Below are 17855 nucleotides of genomic sequence, written 5' to 3' on the forward strand. Positions count from 1 at the left end.
TACTACATTTTTTATGTTATATACAGCAGCTTTTTTTGATGGATGGAAGAAATTTTTTCTTCCTTTAATTGTTTTTTTATTAGGTTGTTTAATTTATGTAATTCTAGATTATTATAGAAAAAACGATTAGATTTTTTTTACTACATATTTTCTCTTAAAAGATTTTTTTGTTCCTTGTTATAACTATATTATTTATTTTTCAGTCATTACTAATGTCTTATAATTTTCTAAAAACTCTGTCTAGGGTTTTTAAAGCGGGTTCAAAACTTCTTTTTTGACTGATGATTATAGTCTCGAAGGAGCTATAGATAAATGATAATAAAAAATTTTCATTTTAGAGAGTATTGTTTTTTTTCTTTCTGCTTTTTGTTTGATTTTAGGCGCACTATTACATGTAAGTGCCTGGTTGGCTGGACCTGAGTGGATGGCTGAATTAGGTGCTCCACCGTCCATAGTTTTATCTACAGCTGCAAGAAGTTATCTGGCAATATTAGTGACCTTAGGTATTACTTTAATTCTTTGTATTCTGTCTTTGTGTTGCGTCTTAATCGCCCGTAATTCAAAAAAAATATTTTAATTCGTATATTACTAACAGTATGGGAAATTATGTGCTTATTACGAGGCTCTATAGTTTTCCCTGTTATCATTACTGGAAAAAAAGATTGGTACACGCTATTTGGTAATTTTTCTATTGCAGGACAATGGTTTGCAACAGAAAGTATGGCCGTTCTTATAATTGGAATTTTAATAAGTATAGGCCTCGTATTACCTGGAAAATGCACATAGGTTGACAACTCATTTAGTATAAGGTTTCTCATGCTATGAGCGAACTTTATAAATTATTGTTTTACGCTTCCATAGAGAATATATTTTTCAATAAAAATTACATTAAGATAATTATTCTTTTATTGAATTTATAATAAGCTCTTCAGGAGTTTCATATCTTTCAAATACATCGTAACATATTGGATCAACAACTTTCTACTCTTTATTTTTAATATTATAAACAAAATATGAAACATCATCTATTTTACCAAAAAATATACTCTCCATTATTATTTTCTTTGAATAGTTTGTTTGCTTCAATAAAATAATCAATAAAAGATCTAGATACTTCTCTTCTTCTGCCTGCTATATAGAAATTTAATCCGTTTTCACTAATGCCATCAGACCTAAGTCAAATATCTGGCCAAATTTTAGGGAGAGTAATCTTAAATTTTTTTATTAAATAATCATTTACGATATTAATATCTTCTTGTGTAGCAGGTGGCTCTGCACATCCTCTTTGCTTATCGATTTTATCTAAAAGTATTGAAATTTCAGGAATCATTAATTCTCTCCTTTCGAAAATGTAGCAGATAAATTATTTGATGGTGGCCATATAAGATATCCTTTACGTGGATAGGGCCACTCAATTAAGCGACTATCTCCATGTATCATACCTTTTGTTGTTAAATTTTGATAATTTGTAAGTAACTTATGCTCTGGATTTTTTCTCATAAGAATAAGATTTGACGAATTATTTGTACCGCCATCATCTAAAGGCTCTATATGATGAAGATCATACCTTTCGGGATTTAATCCATTTTTCATTCTTGATATATCATTCCTGCTTAAAAAAGGGGCTTCCCCCCCATACCGGGCGAACCAAAGGCGGTCTGAGCTCAAAACTTCATGCCCTTTGCCGATGATCAGGGGCGACCAGTCCGACTTTATCTGACTGCAGGGCAGGTCAGTGACTTCAAAGGCGCGGACGTGCTGCTGGCAGATCTACCCGACAAGACAGAAGAAATCATCGGGGACAGAGGTTATGACAGCAACAGGATCAGGTTATTGCTTGCAGAACGCACTATCACAGCCTGTATTCCGCCGAAGAAAAACCGAAAATTAAAACTACCTTACGACTGGCATCTGTATAAAAAGCGCCATCTGATCGAAAATATGTTCGCAAAGCTTAAAGACTGGCGACGCGTGGCGACACGATACGATCGCTGTGCTCATACATCCATGTCTGCAATCCATATCGCAGCAAGCTTCATCTTCTGTCTCAAAGAATGAGTCCTGAGCCTAGATAAGGAATGAGACCTCTGCGCGACACTGCAGAGGTCTTTTTTTACAACAGGTAAAGAATCTTCATCCCCCTCTTTTCCCATGGTTCTGAGCAGCCTATGCTCAGCCCAGATGTTCATTTTTCCTGTTTGCAATACAATCTGATATTGCAATGTTGCCCAAATCACTGTGTCTGTCTGGAGACAAGATGTCACGTGCTCTCTCTGCCATAGCCCTGCTGGTACCCCTGTTTCTGACAAATTGTGCCAGTCGGCCAGATCAGGAGCACTCTGCCACAACCGCCGGGGCAGGATCATCTTACAGCTACAACCCTCATGTGCCAGATTTTGCGACGCACAATTTTGAGCCTTTTAACCGCCAGGATGTCGTCGCTATCGCTTTACGCGAATGGCGCATGTTTGGCAGCCCGGTCAATGATGATGACCCGACTACACGCCCTGAACCACAAAATGCTTCCCTGAAGCCCGAGCGCACCCCCGGCCTGTGGCAACGCGTTGGCGAATACTGGTGGGTAGGTATTGATCCTGACTCAACAGAAACAGCATGGACCGGCAAACACGATGCCAGCGGCCGAATGACAGACTTTGTGCATGATGGCGACTATGCCTGGTCAGCAGCCTTTATCTCCTATGTGATGCGTATTGCCGGGGCAAATAACCGCTTTCCCTACTCGCCTAACCACGCCACTTATATCAATGCCGCAGCTTCGGGGCAGTCACCTGTTTTACGGGCACAGGACCCAGCGCGTTATGCTCCCAAGCCTGGTGACCTGGTATGTGTCGCACGAGGCAAAGCAAAATCTCTCATTCGCTACTCCAGCCTGCCAACCTCTTATGGTTTCCCCGCCCATTGTGGTTACGTTGTCGCCACCAACCAGCAGGGGCAGCCTTTTGGCCATCAGCTGAGCACAATCAGTGGCAATATCGACGACAGCGTTGCGCTGACTCATGTACCAACAGACACTGAGGGGCACATAGCCGCACCATCAGGAAAAAGCTATGATGAGCGCTACCCGTGGTGTGTTGTACTGGAAGTGCTGTATGACGCTGAAGCAGAACCGGATGCTGGCAGGTAACACAAACTGACTTTTGCAGTTTTCTGTTGAAGTCACCTGCACGCGACCCTACCTATGACTTCGTCGGAACTCTATTAAGGTGTAACCAGATGACTGAAAGCGCACATTCCTCTCTGCCGGGCTGGAGCAACCCTTCCTTCTCCATGCCTGGTGCTATTGGTGGCACGCCTCTGATCCGCCTGCGCAAAGCATCTGAACTCACCGGCTGTGAAATTTATGGTAAAGCCGAATTCATGAATCCTGGCGGCTCGGTCAAAGATCGTGCCGGACTGGCGATTATAGAGGACGCTGAAGCACGTGGCCTGCTTAAACCCGGGGGGACATTAGTTGAAGGAACGGCCGGGAATACCGGTATTGGCCTGACCCTGGTTGCTAACGCACGCGGTTACCGCAGCATTATTATTATGCCCGAAACGCAAAGTCGCGAAAAAATTGATTTTTTGCGCATGATCGGCGCTGATCTGCGTCTGGTACCAGCTAAACCCTATAAAGATCCGGGTAATTATGTGCATGTCTCGCGCCGTCTGGCGGAAGAAGAAGGACATGTGTGGGCCAACCAGTTTGACAACCTGGCAAACCGTGAAGGACATCGTCAGACAACAGCTCCTGAAATCTGGCACCAGCTTAACGGCAATGTTGATGCATTTACATGCGCATGCGGCACCGGGGGTACATTAGCCGGTACAGCTATGGGGCTGCATGACGCAGCAAAACAAGCCGGTCGAAAATTACCTCATATTGTTCTGGCAGATCCGGAAGGCTCTGGTCTTTACGGCTGGGTTAAAAATAATGACCTGTCAGCCAGTGGCTCATCCATCACTGAAGGGATTGGCCAGTCCCGCGTGACCGGCAACCTGGAAGGAGCGCCAATTGATGATGCAGAGCGTATTCCTGACACTGAAGCACTGGACATTATTTATAGTCTGCTGATTGATGAGGGGCTGTCGGTTGGAGGATCGTCAGGCATTAATGTTGCTGCCGCCATTCGTACAGCACACAAGCTTGGCCCGGGCCATCGTATTGTAACCATTCTGTGTGACAGCGGTGCACGCTACCAGTCAAAACTGTTCAACCCTGAGTTTCTGCACAGCAAAAACCTGCCTGTCGCTCCCTGGCTTAAATCGTAAGCCCTGCTACCACATAATTAAAAAGCCCTTTTTATAAGGGCTTTTTAAAATTATACACCAGACTTAGGCTGATGCAGCCTCTTCTGATGCTATGGCCTCTGTTTTATCAAGAAACGACATCAGATCAGCATCTGAGCAATCAATCCAGAATTCATTACGATCTGGTGTGGGCCACTGGCAGCCTTTGGTCAGATAAACATTATGATGTTCCATCAGGTAGCCAATGTGAAGCTGCACAGCGTTCCAGAAACCCAGGCACCCGACAACAGTTCCCTTACCTGCAAACAACGCATTATGCATACCCGAACCGTGCTCACCAATAATAATGGCAGCTTCAGAAAAAACTTTAACCTGCTCTTCTAAAGAAAGCTCCTCAGGACGTATAATTTCATAACCGCGCTGTACTGCACTGGCTTCAAAAGCAGCACGCTGAACAAACTGACGGTTACTGTGTAAAAAATCTCCCCGGGAAACCAGAATTTTACGTGTTTTTTCTGTCGGAGTGAATGGCCGGGTGATGCCATTATAAAACTCTCGGACAAAACTATGAAAAGAAAATTCTCTCGTATAGCAATATGATGGCAGAATAGCTTTTTTGCACAGCACAATATCTGTGTCAGGGTTATAGGTAATAATATTCTCTCGTTTAACATCACACGTCACGATAAGGGTGTGATAAATCCACTCAGGTGTATAAGAAGGCAGGAGAATTTTAAGATCTGAAAAACGTTCCTCCAACGCGCTTTTAATCACACCATAACGAGGCAGATAATCAACAAGCCAGTGCCCCCAGACATTAAAAGCAACACCATCTCCTGCGATCACATCCGCCTCAATAATAATTTTATTTTTTGGCGAACCCGAAAAATAACTCTGGTGCTCTGGTATACTTCTCTGCGTATCAAGGCCGGTCGCACAATTAAAACCAAAATGAGTGCTTACTATTGTACCCCCGGGCTGCGTAACTATCAGATCATCTATCTCATAGAATCCTACAGGTTTCAGAAGAGATGATGGTTTTTTCCAGTGATAATCATGAACCCATCCACGACTATCCGTCAGCTCCCACACCTTAAAAGGCCCCTGCACACGCTCGCCGGGCCTTACCTCACGAAACTCTGAAATGCCACAGGTAACAGTTTTTTTGCCAGAAGAGAGGTCGAAGAACTTCATGATATAAACCTCACTATAATGAAACCGCTTATCATAAAGGAAATTTATAAATCACTTTATCAAATGCTGCTTCATCATAAATTTTCAACGTCTCTTTAATCTTAAAACCCTGTATTTTACGCCAGATACGACGATTAACAGCCCGATTAAAAACCCCGGATCCTGTTTTGTAGGCTGTAAACATTACAGGGTGTAAATAGCAGTTTCTGTAGAGAGAAAGGAGGCAATCCTCTCCGATCATACTCCCCGGTATTGTACCATAACAGTCAGTATGAATAATATTATTGCCAGTTACAAAGAAAACATCAGAAGCATCCTGAGATGTCATAAAATCTGCTGCAGCGTCATCTCTGATGCGATGATCTGCATTCATCCACCAGCCACCATACAGCTGCGTTACATGCACTCGCAGTATATCCGCGGCTTCAGCAGAGTTGCGGGCATTAAGAAAGATCGAGCGGGCTTCAACGCCATAGTTTGAATATAACCACTCAGTAGCTTCTTCTTTATCAAAAATACGAAAATTAAACTGCTTCATATTTCTATGAATTGCGAAATTATCAAGAACTTCAGGAGGCGGGCTTTTATCCCAGTACATGAAAAGGTTATTAGGAATTTTTTCTTTTTTCTCTGCCTCCGGAGTAGGGTCGAGCAGCTGCGGTGCAGACTTCAGAACAATCTCGAAATAAAGTCTGTCAATCTCTTCACCGGTATGAAACTCTTCATAAGCATTTTTCATATGCTTCAGAGCTTCCTCGCCCTTATTCTCTCTCCATGCGAGGGCAATACCTTCAATATAATTTGCATACGGAATATTATATCCTCGCAGCAGATCAATTTCATGCCTGGGAGGCTCTATCCCCGCTTTAAGCAAACAAAGAAGCCGTTTTTGTAAAAAAGTCTGAGCAAGCGGATATTTATTTGGCTCTTTTGAATGAAGTCTGAAACCAAGGCCATAGATAACAGCAGCTTCTTTGACACTCTTGTTTGCATGCAGTATATTGGCAATATTGAAAGAATCTTCTATGCTATTAATACCATTTTTCTGAAAATATTCTTTTGCATTTATGTCGAAACCGATTGACTTAATATCAAATTCAGTTACGGATTTATTATCCGAAGAAACAGGAATTTCTTCCTCTAAAGGCGGGGTGTTAATACTTTCATTTATCGGCGTATTATTTCTGCTTCTGTTTCTGTAATTTCTAAAAGTATGAATACTTGCAGAAGTCTCAATAATTTCTGACATTACACAACCCTTAAATATGCAGGAATGAATTTTTCTTGCCATACCTGAAAATAGTTTACAACTCATTTCCCAGGTGGGTGAAGATATGTTTCAAACTCGAAATGTAAGCGACTGAACAACAAAGTCTTAATGACCGGGATGGTATGCAAAACAAGACGTTTTTTACGAAAACCAGCCGTTAAAACAACGAATACACGATACCCCTGATGCCCGATGGCAAGGGAGCAGAACGTATGTAAAAAACCTAAGGAAACAACAAAAATACATCACTCACAGGCTCACCTCCATTGGTAAGCCTGTGAATCACAACGGCTCGTTCAGTTCAATAAATTAACAGGTTCTGAGCCTAACAATACGAGTTAAGTATGAAGTTTCCAGTCAACTTTTTTGTTCAGTAATTTTCTTTAGAATAACTTCTAATCTTTGAGCGTCATTGGCCATATCTGACTATTTATCCGCTGTTTCATCATTTGGTGTAATGCTACATACATATTTAATCCAAGATGATACAGCATCTTCCACAAAAACCCATTTTTTATCCGAAAGAGTTATAGAGAGCTTGCTCGGGTCTGGCGAATTTTTAAGCATTTTGCAGCTATCTCCCCCAGGTATCCAATAAATTTAGAAAGTGGCATAGTTTTAACTGGAACTATCATATAATGATCAGAATGATTGTTATATATTTTTACATAATTAATAATATAAGTCCATTTTTTAAACACTAAGTATATGGTTTATTGCTGTCAGTATAAAATAAATATATTCCATTGTTGTCTGCCATTATGTGATTAATACCATTTATATTAACAATGGTAATATCTTCTGGCCTTACATTAGAAAGCTTAGAACTAGTTGTTTGGTCCCGGAGTTTGATGGTGTGATATTTTCACGAGAGTGGAAAGAAGCCTTATGAGACAGATACGTCATGGGAGCGCCACGACCACGCACGCCGTGCGGGCAGCAATACAGCGATCGCAGGCTTCGCTCGCGGCGCTGAGCAGGGAGTTCGGGATTAATCCAAAAACAGGTGCAAAATGGCGGAAGCGTCAAACGGTTGAGGATCAGAAGGCAGGCCCCAAAGAGCCGCGCTCAACAGTCCTTTCCGAGACTGACGAAGCGATGATCGTGGCCTTTCGTCGGCACACCTTACTGCCGTTGGATGATTGCCTTTACGCATTGCAGGCCAGCATTTCTCATCTGACACGCCCGGCCCTGCATCGCTGTCTGCAGCGTCACGGAATTTCACGCCTGTCTGATGTCGAAGGAGGTAAGCCGAAACAACAGCACTTCAGGTGCTATCCGATCGGGTTCTTTCACCTCGATATTGCCGAAGTCCAGATCGCTGAAGGCAAGCTTTACCTTTTCGTTGGCATAGACCGCATAAGCAAGTTTGCGGTAACGCAGCTTGTGGACAAAGCCAACAGACGAACAGCCCGGGAATTTCTCGAACATCGTCTGACGAAACTCAATCATCCCTGGGCCAATGGTCAGGTCGAGCGAATGAACTGCACGATCAGGGAAGCAACTGTCAAACGCTTCCATTACGACAGCCATGAGCAGTTGAGGACACACCTCAACGACTTCATGGCGGCTTATAATAACTTCGGGCGACGGCTTAAGACACTCAAAGGCCTCACACCCTATGAATACATCTGCAAAATATGGACTTCAGAGCCAGAAAGATTCATTATCAATCCAACCCATCAAACTCCGGGACAAACAGCTGGTTTTCAGGAAACATAGCACGTAGCCCTTCCGTTGTTGCCGGGCAGCAGCCCCGTTCGGTAATCAGGCCGGTAACCAGTCGGGCTGGTGTGACATCAAAGGCAGGGTTAGCAGCTTTGCTGCCATCCGGGACCAGTTGCACAGAGGTTATTTCACCTTTGGCTGTACGTCCTGCAATATGTGTCACCTCACTGGCTGAGCGCTCTTCGATAGGAATTTCTTTCACACCGTCAGAAACGGTCCAGTCAATGGTGGTGGAGGGCAGGGCAACCCAGAAAGGTACATTGTTGTCTCTGGCGGCCAGTGCTTTGAGGTATGAGCCAATTTTGTTGGCAACATCGCCCGTGCGGGTAACACGATCTGTTCCTACAATAACAAGATCCACCTGCCCGTGCTGCATCAGGTGCCCGCCTGCGTTGTCGGCAATAACGGTATGCGGCACGCCATGGCCACCAAGTTCCCATGCTGTCAGAGCAGCGCCCTGGTTGCGCGGGCGGGTTTCGTCAACCCAGACATGCACCTTCAGCCCCTCGTCATGTGCCATGTAGATGGGGGCAAGAGCTGTGCCCCAGTCAACGGTTGCTATCCAGCCGGCATTGCAGTGGGTAAGAATGTTAACCGGTGACTGGTTTTTACGTTTGCTGGCAATGTCACGTATCAGTTCCAGGCCATGGCGCCCGATAGCTTCGTTCTGGGCTACATCTTCATCACATATTTTTCCGGCCTCTGCATAAGCCGCTTTTACGCGTTCTTGCTCTGGAAGAGGGCGCAGATATGTCAGAAGCCGGTCAATGGCCCAGCGCAGGTTAATGGCGGTGGGGCGTGTGGCCGCGAGCATAGCCGCCTGTGTTTCCAGAGCATGGTCTGATGCGTTATTGCGCAAAGCAAGAGCCAGACCATAAGCGGCAACTGCGCCAATCAGCGGTGCACCTCTGACCTGCATGCTGCGTATTGCATGCGCAACATCATCAGGTGTTGTCAGTCGCAGGATGTTTCGTGAAAAAGGAAAAAGAGTCTGATCAAAAATGTTTACTGACCACCCATCTTCCTCATTGATCCAGACGCTTCTGTAAGAGACACCATCAATTTTCATTGTCATAGCTTTCGAGTGAATATTTGCATATAGCATCGCAATTTCAGGTTATTCTGAAAAGCATTTTACAGCCTGACTGTCAGCTTATTTTTGTTTGTGACGCTGAGGGTCATAATCTGGAACATTCTTAATGTCTGAAAGATAAAAGTATTTTTTGCAATTTTCCTGATATTTGTTATGTAGGGGAAGTAAACCGGGTTCATTATGAACTCCGGAGTGCGTTATGTACATTGCTGTATATTCGTCATATTTTAAAACATGCTGATGTTTTTTATAATTTAAAAAAGAGAGGGTTTCATGAGCGGCAGAGAAAAACGTAAAGTTACAACGCGTGCAAAAGCAACACCGGTAAAGAAAACAACGTCTTCTCGTCGTAGTCGTGTTGTGGAGGCAGTAGCTGAGGAGGATATTTCTTCTCAGCGTCCATCACGTCGTGCAACTGTTAAAAAAGTAGCAGCCGCTAAAGCTGAGGCACCTGTTAAGACAAAAACTTCTAAAAAAGTTGCACCTGCAAAAAGTGCAGCGCTGGCTCCGGTTAAAAGCAGCAGGGCTGCGCCGGTGAAGAAAAAAGCAGCTGCGCGGGTTGCAGCTCCTGTGGTGAAGGAGGAAGTTGTCGCGCCTGTGGTTGTGAAGAAGAAAAGAGTGGCAAAGGCAAAGCCTGAGGTTGCTGCTCCTGTACCGGCAGCGCGTGGCCGGGCAGCTGCCACGACCAAAAAAGTAACAAAGGCAGTCAAAATTATTGAGCCGGTTGTTGAAAAGCCCAAAGCGGTAAAGAAAAAAGTGGTTCAGGCTGAAGAGACCAGAGTTCGTCTGTCAGCTGTAGAAAAGCTGCGTATTGTTCAGGAAACACGGCGCCGTAAGCGTTATGAACGCCTGGCCGCTGAAGCCGAAAAAGCCAGTGCAGCTAAGACATCACGCAGCCGTAAGGTTGCGTCTAAACCTGCCGCCAGAGCAAAGACGAAAACAACCCGCAGTCGTAAAGCGTAAAATTTCTTTATAGTTTTTGTGTTTCCAGGGGGCGTCATTTTTTTCCGGCGCACCCTGAACACAGCCCCTCAATTTCTATAAAAGCATTTTGTGCGATAAAGCCCCGGGGCTGGCATGATTGTTTTATGGCTTCAAGAATATGTGGTGTGCTGATCTCTGACGTGCTTTTGCATTCGCGGCAGATCAGAAACTGCGCTGTATGTAAATGAGGCGTGTCATCTTTATATTTTTGTGAGCAGTCGTCTGTATGATGCGCATGCAGCAGATGCACACAGGGAACAAAAGCAGAAAGACGCTCAATACGGTGAATGAGACCGTGTTCAAGCAGAAATTCTAAAGCACGGTAGACCGTCGGCGGGGCTGGCTTACGTTCTGGTGTTTTAATTTGCTCAAGCAGATCATATGCCCCAACAGGCTTGCCTGCGCTGAGGATAAGGCTAAGAATTTCTCTGCGTTGTGGTGTAAGGCGACTGCCATTGCGGGCACAAAGTGCTGCGGCTTTATCGAGTAATTCTTCTACAGGTGTTGTTATCTCGCTCTGACAGTCAGATGAGCAGGATGTGTGGCCGGGCATGATGCAGGGTGTCCCTTATCGTTTTTGACTGATGTCAGAGCTTATAAAGCAGATATGTGTAACAGGCGATTCAGTTCAGCATATGAAGCGTTTTGTCTTGTTTACAAGATATGTTATAATATCACATTCTCTGAGTGATGCCGTTTAGTAAGCAGTCACTGTATATAAGGGCCGGAATAGCCGGGGCAGGGTAGTTTTATGCGGTTTTTGTCACTGACGGTGCTTGGCTTAACCGTATGGAGTTTTCTGCCGTCTATGGTTTTGGCTTCTGTGCAGGATAAGCCTTCTGTTGTTGCAGCTGAAAATATGTGGGCTGACCTGGCTGCCCAGATTACCGGCCCTGATATGACAGTGACCTCTGTTCTGTCGCGACCTGTGTCAGATCCGCATCTTTATGAGCCTGGCCCGGCAGAAGGGCGTATGGTGAGTGATGCCACTCTCGTTATCGCCAATGGTGCCGGGTATGATGCATGGATGGAGCGCCTTGCCCGTACACGTTCTCCCGCTGCATTCCCTGTGCTGCGTGTGCAGGATGTGGCTGACTGGCATGAGGGGGATAATGTTCATTTATGGTATAATATCAGTGCAGTTGAGGCCTTCATAAAGGCTTTTGTCGCGGCGTGTCAGAAGGCTGATCCGTCACATGCTTCGGCTTATGCTGTACGGGGGCAGAGGCTGCAGGCAGCAGTGGATCAGGTTAAAAATGTAATAGCTACAGCACGTTCTGAAGTGTCCGGGCAGCCTGTTGCAGCGACTGAACAGGTTTTTACGCCTCTGGCTGATCGTATGGGCCTCAGGATGAAACGGCAGGGTTTTCAGCTTGCAGTGATGAATGATGTCGAGCCGGCACCATCCGAAGTGGCGATGTTTGAAGATGATATCAGGCAACATCGGATTAACCTGCTTATTTATAATTCCCAGGTTAATCGTCCTTCAGTTGAACGTCTGGTCGCAATGGCAAAGCAGGAGGGAGTGCCGGTTCTGGCTGTGTCCGAAACGATGCCACAGGGTTTACACTGGCAACAATGGGTGAGTGATACAGTGGAGCAGGCTGCCGGCTTGCTTGAGGTAAAAAAGTGACGATACCTGCACTTGAGTTTTCACACGTGACACTTTCACGCGGTGGTCACGATGTTTTGCGGGATGTCAGCTTTAAAGTTCCCCAGGGGAGTTTTGTTGGCGTTCTTGGTGCTAATGGTGCGGGAAAAACAACTCTGTTTCGTGGTATTCTGGGGCTTGAGGCACCAGGAGCCGGCACGATATTGTTTGAAGGTCGCAAGGTCCGCCGTGGTAATTCTGCTGCCGGCTATATGCCCCAGATGAGAAACATGCCGGGGGGGCAGCTGAGTGGTCTGAGCATGGTCGAGGCGGCTTACCGCGGGCAGGTGCCCGGGCTGCCATGGGGAGGGCGCAAGGGGCGCGCTGCCGCCGAGGCTGCTCTGGCGGCCGTTGATGCTCTTTCTCTCGCTCATCGTCCAGTTGCTACTCTTTCTGGCGGGCAGCGTCAGCGCCTGCTTCTGGCGCAGGTGTTGCTTGATGATCCGTCCCTCCTGCTGCTTGATGAGCCGATGGCCAGCCTTGATCCGGCCAGAATGTCTGACACAGTCACACGTATCCACACTCTCGCCCGCAAGCGTAATATGACCGTGTTGCTGTCAGCACATGATATTAATCCGCTTCTTGGGTTTATGGATTACGTTTTATACCTGGCCGGAGGCAAAGCCTTACTTGGGCCGGTGCGTGAGGTTATTACGTCAGAGACCCTGACGGCACTTTATGGTGCACCGGTTGAAGTGCTTAAGGTTGGTCAGCGTTTATTTGTTGTTGCTGAAGGAGGCGGTGGCCTTTTTCAGTCTCATGATTGTACAGGGCATCACCATAATGCTTCATTATGAGTTTATGCAGATTGCATTTCTGGCGGCCTTTCTGGTGGCTATGGTGTGCGGGCCTGTTGGCTGGTTTCTGGTGTTACGTGGGCAGACTTTTGCCAGTCATGCACTCTCTCATGTTGGTTTTGCCGGCGCGACCGGTGCTCTGCTGCTTGGTTTGTCGCCTTTAACAGGCATGGCTGGTGGAACGCTCGCCGGTGGCTTGCTTATGGGGCTTGCCGGTGAGCGTATTGCTGGGCGAGATGTTGTGATCGGGCTGGTTCTCTCGCTTGCTCTGGGGCTGGGTGCCTTGTTTCTACACTTTTTTACGCATGCAGCAGGCGCATCTGCAGCTTTGCTTTTTGGTGATATTTTTGGTGTGAGCTGGTCTGTACTCACCTGGCTCGCAGCTTTAAGCATGTTGAGTCTGGCTGTCCTGGGTTTCTTGTCGCGTCCGCTTTTATTTGCGACGCTTCAGCCTGAGCTGGCAGAAGCCAGGGGTGTTAACCTGCGTGTAATGGGCATTTTGTTTTTGATGCTCGTGGCTATTACAACGGCTGAGTGCGCTCAGGTAACCGGCATATTGCTTGTTTTTACGTTGATGGTCGCACCGGCGGCGGCTGTTCTTCGTCTTGGTCTGCCACCATTCGCAGGCTTGCTCTGTTCTGCCCTTCTGGCTGTTACGGAAGCCTGGGCAGGGCTGGTGCTTTCCTGGTATACGAATGCACCCGTGTCATTCTGGATTGTCCTGATGGGAGGGGTGTTCTTTGTTACGGCAGAGACCGTTATGCGCGTGGTTCGCAGGGCATAATGTCGCCTGAAATCTGATCGTTATTGCGGTATAGACCAGCAGACCCAGCTGCCTAATGCCAGAAAAATTGCGATGAATATATGAATAATGATAAGCGCTTTTACTGTAATGACAGGTACATCCTGGCTTGGAGATTTATTGTCGGGTTGCTGAGCCATCTTTTTTCCTTAAAGGGTGTCCGGGCAGGTTATGAAACCGGAGTATGTAGCAGCGGGTGATGATTACGGTTGAAATAAACCAGCCCTGCGGCTTTTTCATGAATGGTCAGAGCCTGCACTGTATAAATACATACACTATGTATGCTGTCTTCTACAACACGCTGAAGAAGACAGTCAAAAAAGTTCAGGCCGCGTTCGGGACAGGTGCGTTTGTGGTCAAAGCTGCGTGTATTTGATAGTTGCTGTTGACACCGGCCCGTAAAATAGGTGGCATATTTGTATATTGCATACTGCTGAAGAAGTGCTGTCCGTAACATTGCAGAGTTATCCGTCATGATAACATTAACGGCAGCATCAGGGCGCGACATAGCAGTGTGGCAGGAGTGACTTTGAGGGAATATTTATCCTCCTCTGGTATAGTATTCGGGTGTTTTGCGTGTAGGAATAAAGAAGGAAAGTAATGACAGAAACGCATCTTTCTCTCACCCCGGTGGTGCTTACACAGCAAAAAGGTCACCTTGGCCGCATCATTCTTAACCGCCCCCGCCAGCTTAATGCTGTTGATTATGAGATGGCCTGCGGTATTGGTCGCGTGCTTGATGCCTGGGAACAGGATCTTTCGGTTCGTGTTATAGTTTTACAGGGGGGTGAAGCCCGCGCTTTTTGCGCCGGTGGAGACCTGAAAGCGATTTATGCTCATATTGCCCGGGGTGAGACGGCAGAGATCTATCAGAAAATGCTGGCAACCTATGCTGTGATGAGGCGCATTGCTGCGTTTTCCAGGCCGGTTGTATCGCTCATGGATGGTATTGCCATGGGGGGTGGTATTGGTCTGGGTGGTCATGCTGCTTATCGCGTTGTTACAGAGCGTTCTGTGCTGGCGATGCCGGAAACGGGAATAGGTTTAACGCCTGATGCCGGCGGATCATGGATTCTTTCCCGCGCGCCCGGTTTTTTTGGTCTGCGGCTTGCTGTGACAGGTGGAGTGATGACCCCTCAGCAGGCTGTGACCAGTGGTTTTGCTGATTACCTGATGCAGTCTGACACTCTGCCTGCTCTTGTGTCAGAACTTGAGCATCGTATGCCTGAAGATGTTTTTGCTGCTGTGCCGCATGTTGTGCCTGCCAGAGCATCAGAGCTGGATGCCTGTTTTGACGCCCCTGACCTGCCATCAGCTTTAGAAAAGCTTGCCTGCATATCGGGGGAGGAGGCGCAGAAAGACCGCGATCTGATTGCACGGGCCTGTCCGTTCTCATTATGTCTGTCGTGGGAAGCCTGGCACCGGGCCAGAACACTGCCTGCGCTGGCGGATGCTTTCTCTCAGGAGGAGTGTCTTGTTGGGCATCTCCTCAGGCGTCACGATTTTTCAGAAGGTGTGAGGAGCAGGTTGATTGATCGTGACAATACTCCGCGCTGGTCTCCGTCTGTGCTGGACGCCGTGAATGATGAAGAGATCATGCAATGTTTTGAAGCATTGCATGAGTGAGCGACAGGTATAAAATTTTATTCTTTTTTTACGGAGGGACGAAGAAAGGCTTTCCAGAGTTCGTATTCATCACTGAGTTCGGGTGAAGGGCATCTCCATTCCGATTTGCCATATAAGTGGTAGTGTTTTTTGCCTGAAATGATTTCCCCAAGACGTACCGAGACAGCGACGTCAGGGTTTTGTCGCAGGTACCAGTCTTCAGAAAATTTATACGAGCCGCCCTCGCGCTCTTCCCAGTACCCTGCATTGAGAAAATGTGTCAGGCCGGAATCTATAGCGCCTCTGTGTACAGCTTCGGCCACATCCGGATTTGTTTTCAGATATTGTGCTTCATTAAAAGGTTGCTGCATCATGTAAGTATGAAGCAGAAATATAAAAAGATCTTTGGGGACAGAAATTATCTCTTTTTGTGTTGATAAAGGGTTTTCACCAAGAATTTGTATAAGTAGAGAAGAGGGTATCATGAAAATCGCCAGGTTATATATTTATTAAAATAATATTTATCTAATGAGGGTTATTATTTAATTTTTATTATTAAAAGTAAAGAAGAAGATAATTATAAGATGAAAAAAGATCTGTCTTCTGTGAAGACTGTTGATTTGAAAGCCGCAGCCGGGCAAACTCTGGCAGAGCTCTTCTCTCCCGCATTTTTTCAGCCTTCTCCCGCCGTACAAAACCTGCATCTTGTGCCGGATGATGTTTTACAGGCTATGCATGCCGGGTGGCATACAGGGCAGCATATGCCCCGCCCTTTTATTATACGCCGTCTTTCAGATGTTTATGTGACTGAAGAGGGGCTGGTTTTTACCCGCGATAATGAGCTGATTATACAAACAATAGCGCAGCATAGTGCGGCAGAGTGTCAGCGAGCGTATGAGCGTGTTCTGTCAAAAACCGAGAGTGTGCCGGAAGAAAAACCCAGCCTGCTTTTGCGAAAGCGGGGAGATCATAATTATGGTCACTGGCTGGTTGAACTTTTGCCCAGGCTCTGGCGGGCTGAGCGGGTGGGGTCTTACAGCTGTCTGGTGGTGCCGCAGGTATCAGGAGCAATGCAGGCAGTAATACGTGATTCTGTCGCCCTCTCTTCACCACGGTATTATCAGTATCTGTCTCTTGGAAATGATGAGGTTCGTTATTTCAGAACTCTTACACTGGTTGAGGGGCTGACAGATCACGGTGTGTATATGTCTCCTCTTTGCTTTGAGCGTAATGAGCAAATGAGTGCGGCAATGTTCTCTGGTTCTCCACTCAGATTATATATTGCTCGTCCCGGGAGCCGGCGCAGCCTTGCTCATGAAGAGCAGATACAGGCTCTTCTGATACGCTATGGCTTTATAACGGTTGACCCCGCAGCTTTAACATTGCTTGAGCAGATTAAGCTTTTCCGGAATGCCGCCTGTGTTGTGGGGATGATGGGAGCAGGCATGAGCAGCATAGTATTTTGTGCGGCCGGGACAAAGGTTGGCATTTTAGCACCCGCGACTATGCCAGATACATTTTATGCTTTTATTGCAGGTATTCGTGGCCTGACATATCAGGAAATACGCGGTGAGACGGAGCATCCCTCAACGACCTGGGATGTTCCGTTTGTCATTCTGCCCGAGCAGCTTGAAGCCCTGCTCATGCAGTGGGCATTATAGCGCTTACTTACTTCAGTGGCAGGTGAGACTGGCGATGAAAAACGAGCAGAGGTTCTTTTGCCTGATTACTCAGGGTCAGTATTTCACCCTGTGAACTGATTTCCCAGTTTTTTACAGTTTCCAGGCTATGCAAAAAAGCTCTCTCGCGCTGGGTTGCTGTGCTGTCAGCACAGGCCATTTTTGTGCTTGCGATTGCAGAAAATGCTATTGTTTGACCCGTGGCCGTATAGCGGCCTTTTATGGTGTTACAGACTGTTGATCCGCTTACAGTACCGTCTCCATGCAGGTCCAGAGTTGGTGTGATGGTGCCGTCACGCAGTGAGGTCTGGCCAATTTTATCGGTGTGCCATGAACCTTTAAGAGTATGGGGTAAGGGCTGTGTCACTTCTCTGCGCAGTATGATCGTGATGTCTTTACTGGTTTTTAAACTGACCGGAGCTGGTGAGGGTGTTTTAAACCAGGGCTGTCCATCAACAAAAATAACGGCAGATAAAGCGTAGGTGTGTCCAGGCTTAAAAAGGTTGCGGTTTATACTCAGATGAAATGGTACCGGTACCTGCTGGTTAATATCCATGCTGTCAGTCGAGATGACAGCCGGCGCCTTTGAAATTGTGCTGACATCAAGCAGGCGAACCTCAGCCCGGGCTGCAGGCAGTAATATGCGTTCACGGTAGATCAGGTTTCCCTGCAGTGTCAGAGGGGTTGTCTGAGCCTGTGCCCGGGATGACTGAAAGCCACAACCAAGTAGCTGGGCAGACAGGGCAAGTGTTGTACGACGACGAAGCAACAGCAAAGACATCAGAACTCTCCGGGTGATAC

The 17855-nt window shown here is 46.6% G+C and carries 19 protein-coding genes; 10 read left to right on the forward strand and 9 right to left on the reverse strand.

All coding sequences use genetic code 11. The annotated features are described in order from the left end of the window. Positions 1 to 1177: 1177 nt before the first annotated feature. Positions 1178 to 1330, reverse strand: a complete 153-nt coding sequence (locus GOB58_RS10515) for a hypothetical protein (protein WP_173560159.1) — start codon at positions 1328 to 1330, stop codon at positions 1178 to 1180. Further along, positions 1330 to 1593: an HNH endonuclease signature motif containing protein gene (locus GOB58_RS10520; protein ID WP_086555275.1), complete on the reverse strand. Its 264-nt coding sequence runs from the start codon at positions 1591 to 1593 to the stop codon at positions 1330 to 1332. Before GOB58_RS10520 ends, GOB58_RS10515 begins: the two co-directional genes overlap by 1 nt. Before the next feature lie 81 nt (positions 1594 to 1674). Between GOB58_RS10520 and GOB58_RS10525 the strand changes: the two genes are divergently transcribed. The 3 genes from GOB58_RS10525 (at position 1675) to GOB58_RS10535 (ending at position 4272) form a co-directional block, all read left to right on the forward strand. Further along, on the forward strand, positions 1675 to 2058 hold the full coding sequence (locus GOB58_RS10525) for an IS5 family transposase (protein WP_198911785.1): 384 nt from the start codon (positions 1675 to 1677) through the stop codon (positions 2056 to 2058). A 199-nt stretch (positions 2059 to 2257) separates the two neighbouring features. Next, positions 2258 to 3145 (forward strand): DUF2272 domain-containing protein, encoded by an 888-nt coding sequence (locus GOB58_RS10530; protein WP_086634893.1) that lies wholly within the window; start codon positions 2258 to 2260, stop codon positions 3143 to 3145. An 89-nt stretch (positions 3146 to 3234) separates the two neighbouring features. Then, on the forward strand, positions 3235 to 4272 hold the full coding sequence (locus GOB58_RS10535) for a cysteine synthase A (protein ID WP_173560160.1): 1038 nt from the start codon (positions 3235 to 3237) through the stop codon (positions 4270 to 4272). A 63-nt stretch (positions 4273 to 4335) separates the two neighbouring features. Here the strand turns inward: GOB58_RS10535 and GOB58_RS10540 are convergent, their stop codons facing one another. Both GOB58_RS10540 and GOB58_RS10545 read right to left on the reverse strand, forming a co-directional pair. Continuing rightward, complete coding sequence (locus tag GOB58_RS10540; protein WP_173560161.1) at positions 4336 to 5445, reverse strand: glycosyltransferase family 61 protein; 1110 nt, start codon at positions 5443 to 5445, stop codon at positions 4336 to 4338. 31 nt (positions 5446 to 5476) lie between these two features. After that, a complete protein-coding gene (locus tag GOB58_RS10545; protein ID WP_173560162.1) occupies positions 5477 to 6694 on the reverse strand; it encodes a glycosyltransferase family 32 protein in 1218 nt (405 codons plus the stop codon). A gap of 909 nt (positions 6695 to 7603) precedes the next feature. Between GOB58_RS10545 and GOB58_RS10550 the strand changes: the two genes are divergently transcribed. After that, entirely contained in the window at positions 7604 to 8437 is an 834-nt protein-coding gene (locus GOB58_RS10550) for an integrase core domain-containing protein (RefSeq protein ID WP_173560163.1), read from the forward strand. On the opposite strand, the gene mtnA is transcribed toward GOB58_RS10550, so the two are convergent. Then, positions 8385 to 9512: an S-methyl-5-thioribose-1-phosphate isomerase gene (gene mtnA, locus GOB58_RS10555; protein WP_173560190.1), complete on the reverse strand. Its 1128-nt coding sequence runs from the start codon at positions 9510 to 9512 to the stop codon at positions 8385 to 8387. The two genes, GOB58_RS10550 and mtnA, sit on opposite strands and share 53 nt — an antisense overlap. Positions 9513 to 9809: 297 nt before the next feature. Here mtnA and GOB58_RS10560 point away from each other — a divergent pair, with 297 nt between their 5' ends. Beyond that, positions 9810 to 10499: a histone gene (locus GOB58_RS10560; protein WP_173560164.1), complete on the forward strand. Its 690-nt coding sequence runs from the start codon at positions 9810 to 9812 to the stop codon at positions 10497 to 10499. A 34-nt stretch (positions 10500 to 10533) separates the two neighbouring features. Here GOB58_RS10560 and GOB58_RS10565 read toward each other — a convergent pair whose 3' ends face one another. Further along, complete coding sequence (locus tag GOB58_RS10565; protein ID WP_173560165.1) at positions 10534 to 11073, reverse strand: transcriptional repressor; 540 nt, start codon at positions 11071 to 11073, stop codon at positions 10534 to 10536. Positions 11074 to 11328: 255 nt separating this feature from the next. Between GOB58_RS10565 and GOB58_RS10570 the strand changes: the two genes are divergently transcribed. The 3 genes from GOB58_RS10570 to GOB58_RS10580 are packed head-to-tail and all read left to right on the forward strand — an operon-like array spanning position 11329 to position 13752. Beyond that, the gene (locus GOB58_RS10570) at positions 11329 to 12153 is read left to right on the forward strand and encodes a metal ABC transporter solute-binding protein, Zn/Mn family (RefSeq protein WP_233127518.1); all 825 of its coding nucleotides are present in this window, start codon (positions 11329 to 11331) and stop codon (positions 12151 to 12153) included. Continuing rightward, a complete protein-coding gene (locus GOB58_RS10575; protein ID WP_173560166.1) occupies positions 12150 to 12968 on the forward strand; it encodes a metal ABC transporter ATP-binding protein in 819 nt (272 codons plus the stop codon). Before GOB58_RS10570 ends, GOB58_RS10575 begins: the two co-directional genes overlap by 4 nt. Next, on the forward strand, positions 12955 to 13752 hold the full coding sequence (locus GOB58_RS10580) for a metal ABC transporter permease (RefSeq protein ID WP_173560167.1): 798 nt from the start codon (positions 12955 to 12957) through the stop codon (positions 13750 to 13752). The genes GOB58_RS10575 and GOB58_RS10580 overlap by 14 nt, the downstream gene beginning before the upstream one ends. Before the next feature lie 187 nt (positions 13753 to 13939). Here the strand turns inward: GOB58_RS10580 and GOB58_RS10585 are convergent, their stop codons facing one another. Next, positions 13940 to 14278, reverse strand: a complete 339-nt coding sequence (locus GOB58_RS10585) for a hypothetical protein (RefSeq protein WP_173560168.1) — start codon at positions 14276 to 14278, stop codon at positions 13940 to 13942. Positions 14279 to 14370: 92 nt separating this feature from the next. Between GOB58_RS10585 and GOB58_RS10590 the strand changes: the two genes are divergently transcribed. Further along, the gene (locus GOB58_RS10590; RefSeq protein ID WP_173560169.1) at positions 14371 to 15396 is read left to right on the forward strand and encodes an enoyl-CoA hydratase/isomerase family protein; all 1026 of its coding nucleotides are present in this window, start codon (positions 14371 to 14373) and stop codon (positions 15394 to 15396) included. A gap of 17 nt (positions 15397 to 15413) precedes the next feature. Here GOB58_RS10590 and GOB58_RS10595 read toward each other — a convergent pair whose 3' ends face one another. Further along, positions 15414 to 15860 carry a hypothetical protein gene (locus tag GOB58_RS10595; RefSeq protein ID WP_086555263.1) on the reverse strand — a complete coding sequence of 149 codons (447 nt, stop codon included), beginning with the start codon at positions 15858 to 15860 and terminating at the stop codon, positions 15414 to 15416. Positions 15861 to 15959: 99 nt separating this feature from the next. Here GOB58_RS10595 and GOB58_RS10600 point away from each other — a divergent pair, with 99 nt between their 5' ends. Then, positions 15960 to 17036 (forward strand): glycosyltransferase family 61 protein, encoded by a 1077-nt coding sequence (locus GOB58_RS10600; protein ID WP_173560170.1) that lies wholly within the window; start codon positions 15960 to 15962, stop codon positions 17034 to 17036. Positions 17037 to 17043: 7 nt separating this feature from the next. On the opposite strand, the gene GOB58_RS10605 is transcribed toward GOB58_RS10600, so the two are convergent. Beyond that, entirely contained in the window at positions 17044 to 17835 is a 792-nt protein-coding gene (locus GOB58_RS10605; protein WP_173560171.1) for an META domain-containing protein, read from the reverse strand. Positions 17836 to 17855: the final 20 nt, after the last annotated feature.

This window comes from Acetobacter thailandicus, assembly GCF_011516655.1.
GTDB classification, from domain to species: Bacteria; Pseudomonadota; Alphaproteobacteria; order Acetobacterales; family Acetobacteraceae; genus Acetobacter; species Acetobacter thailandicus.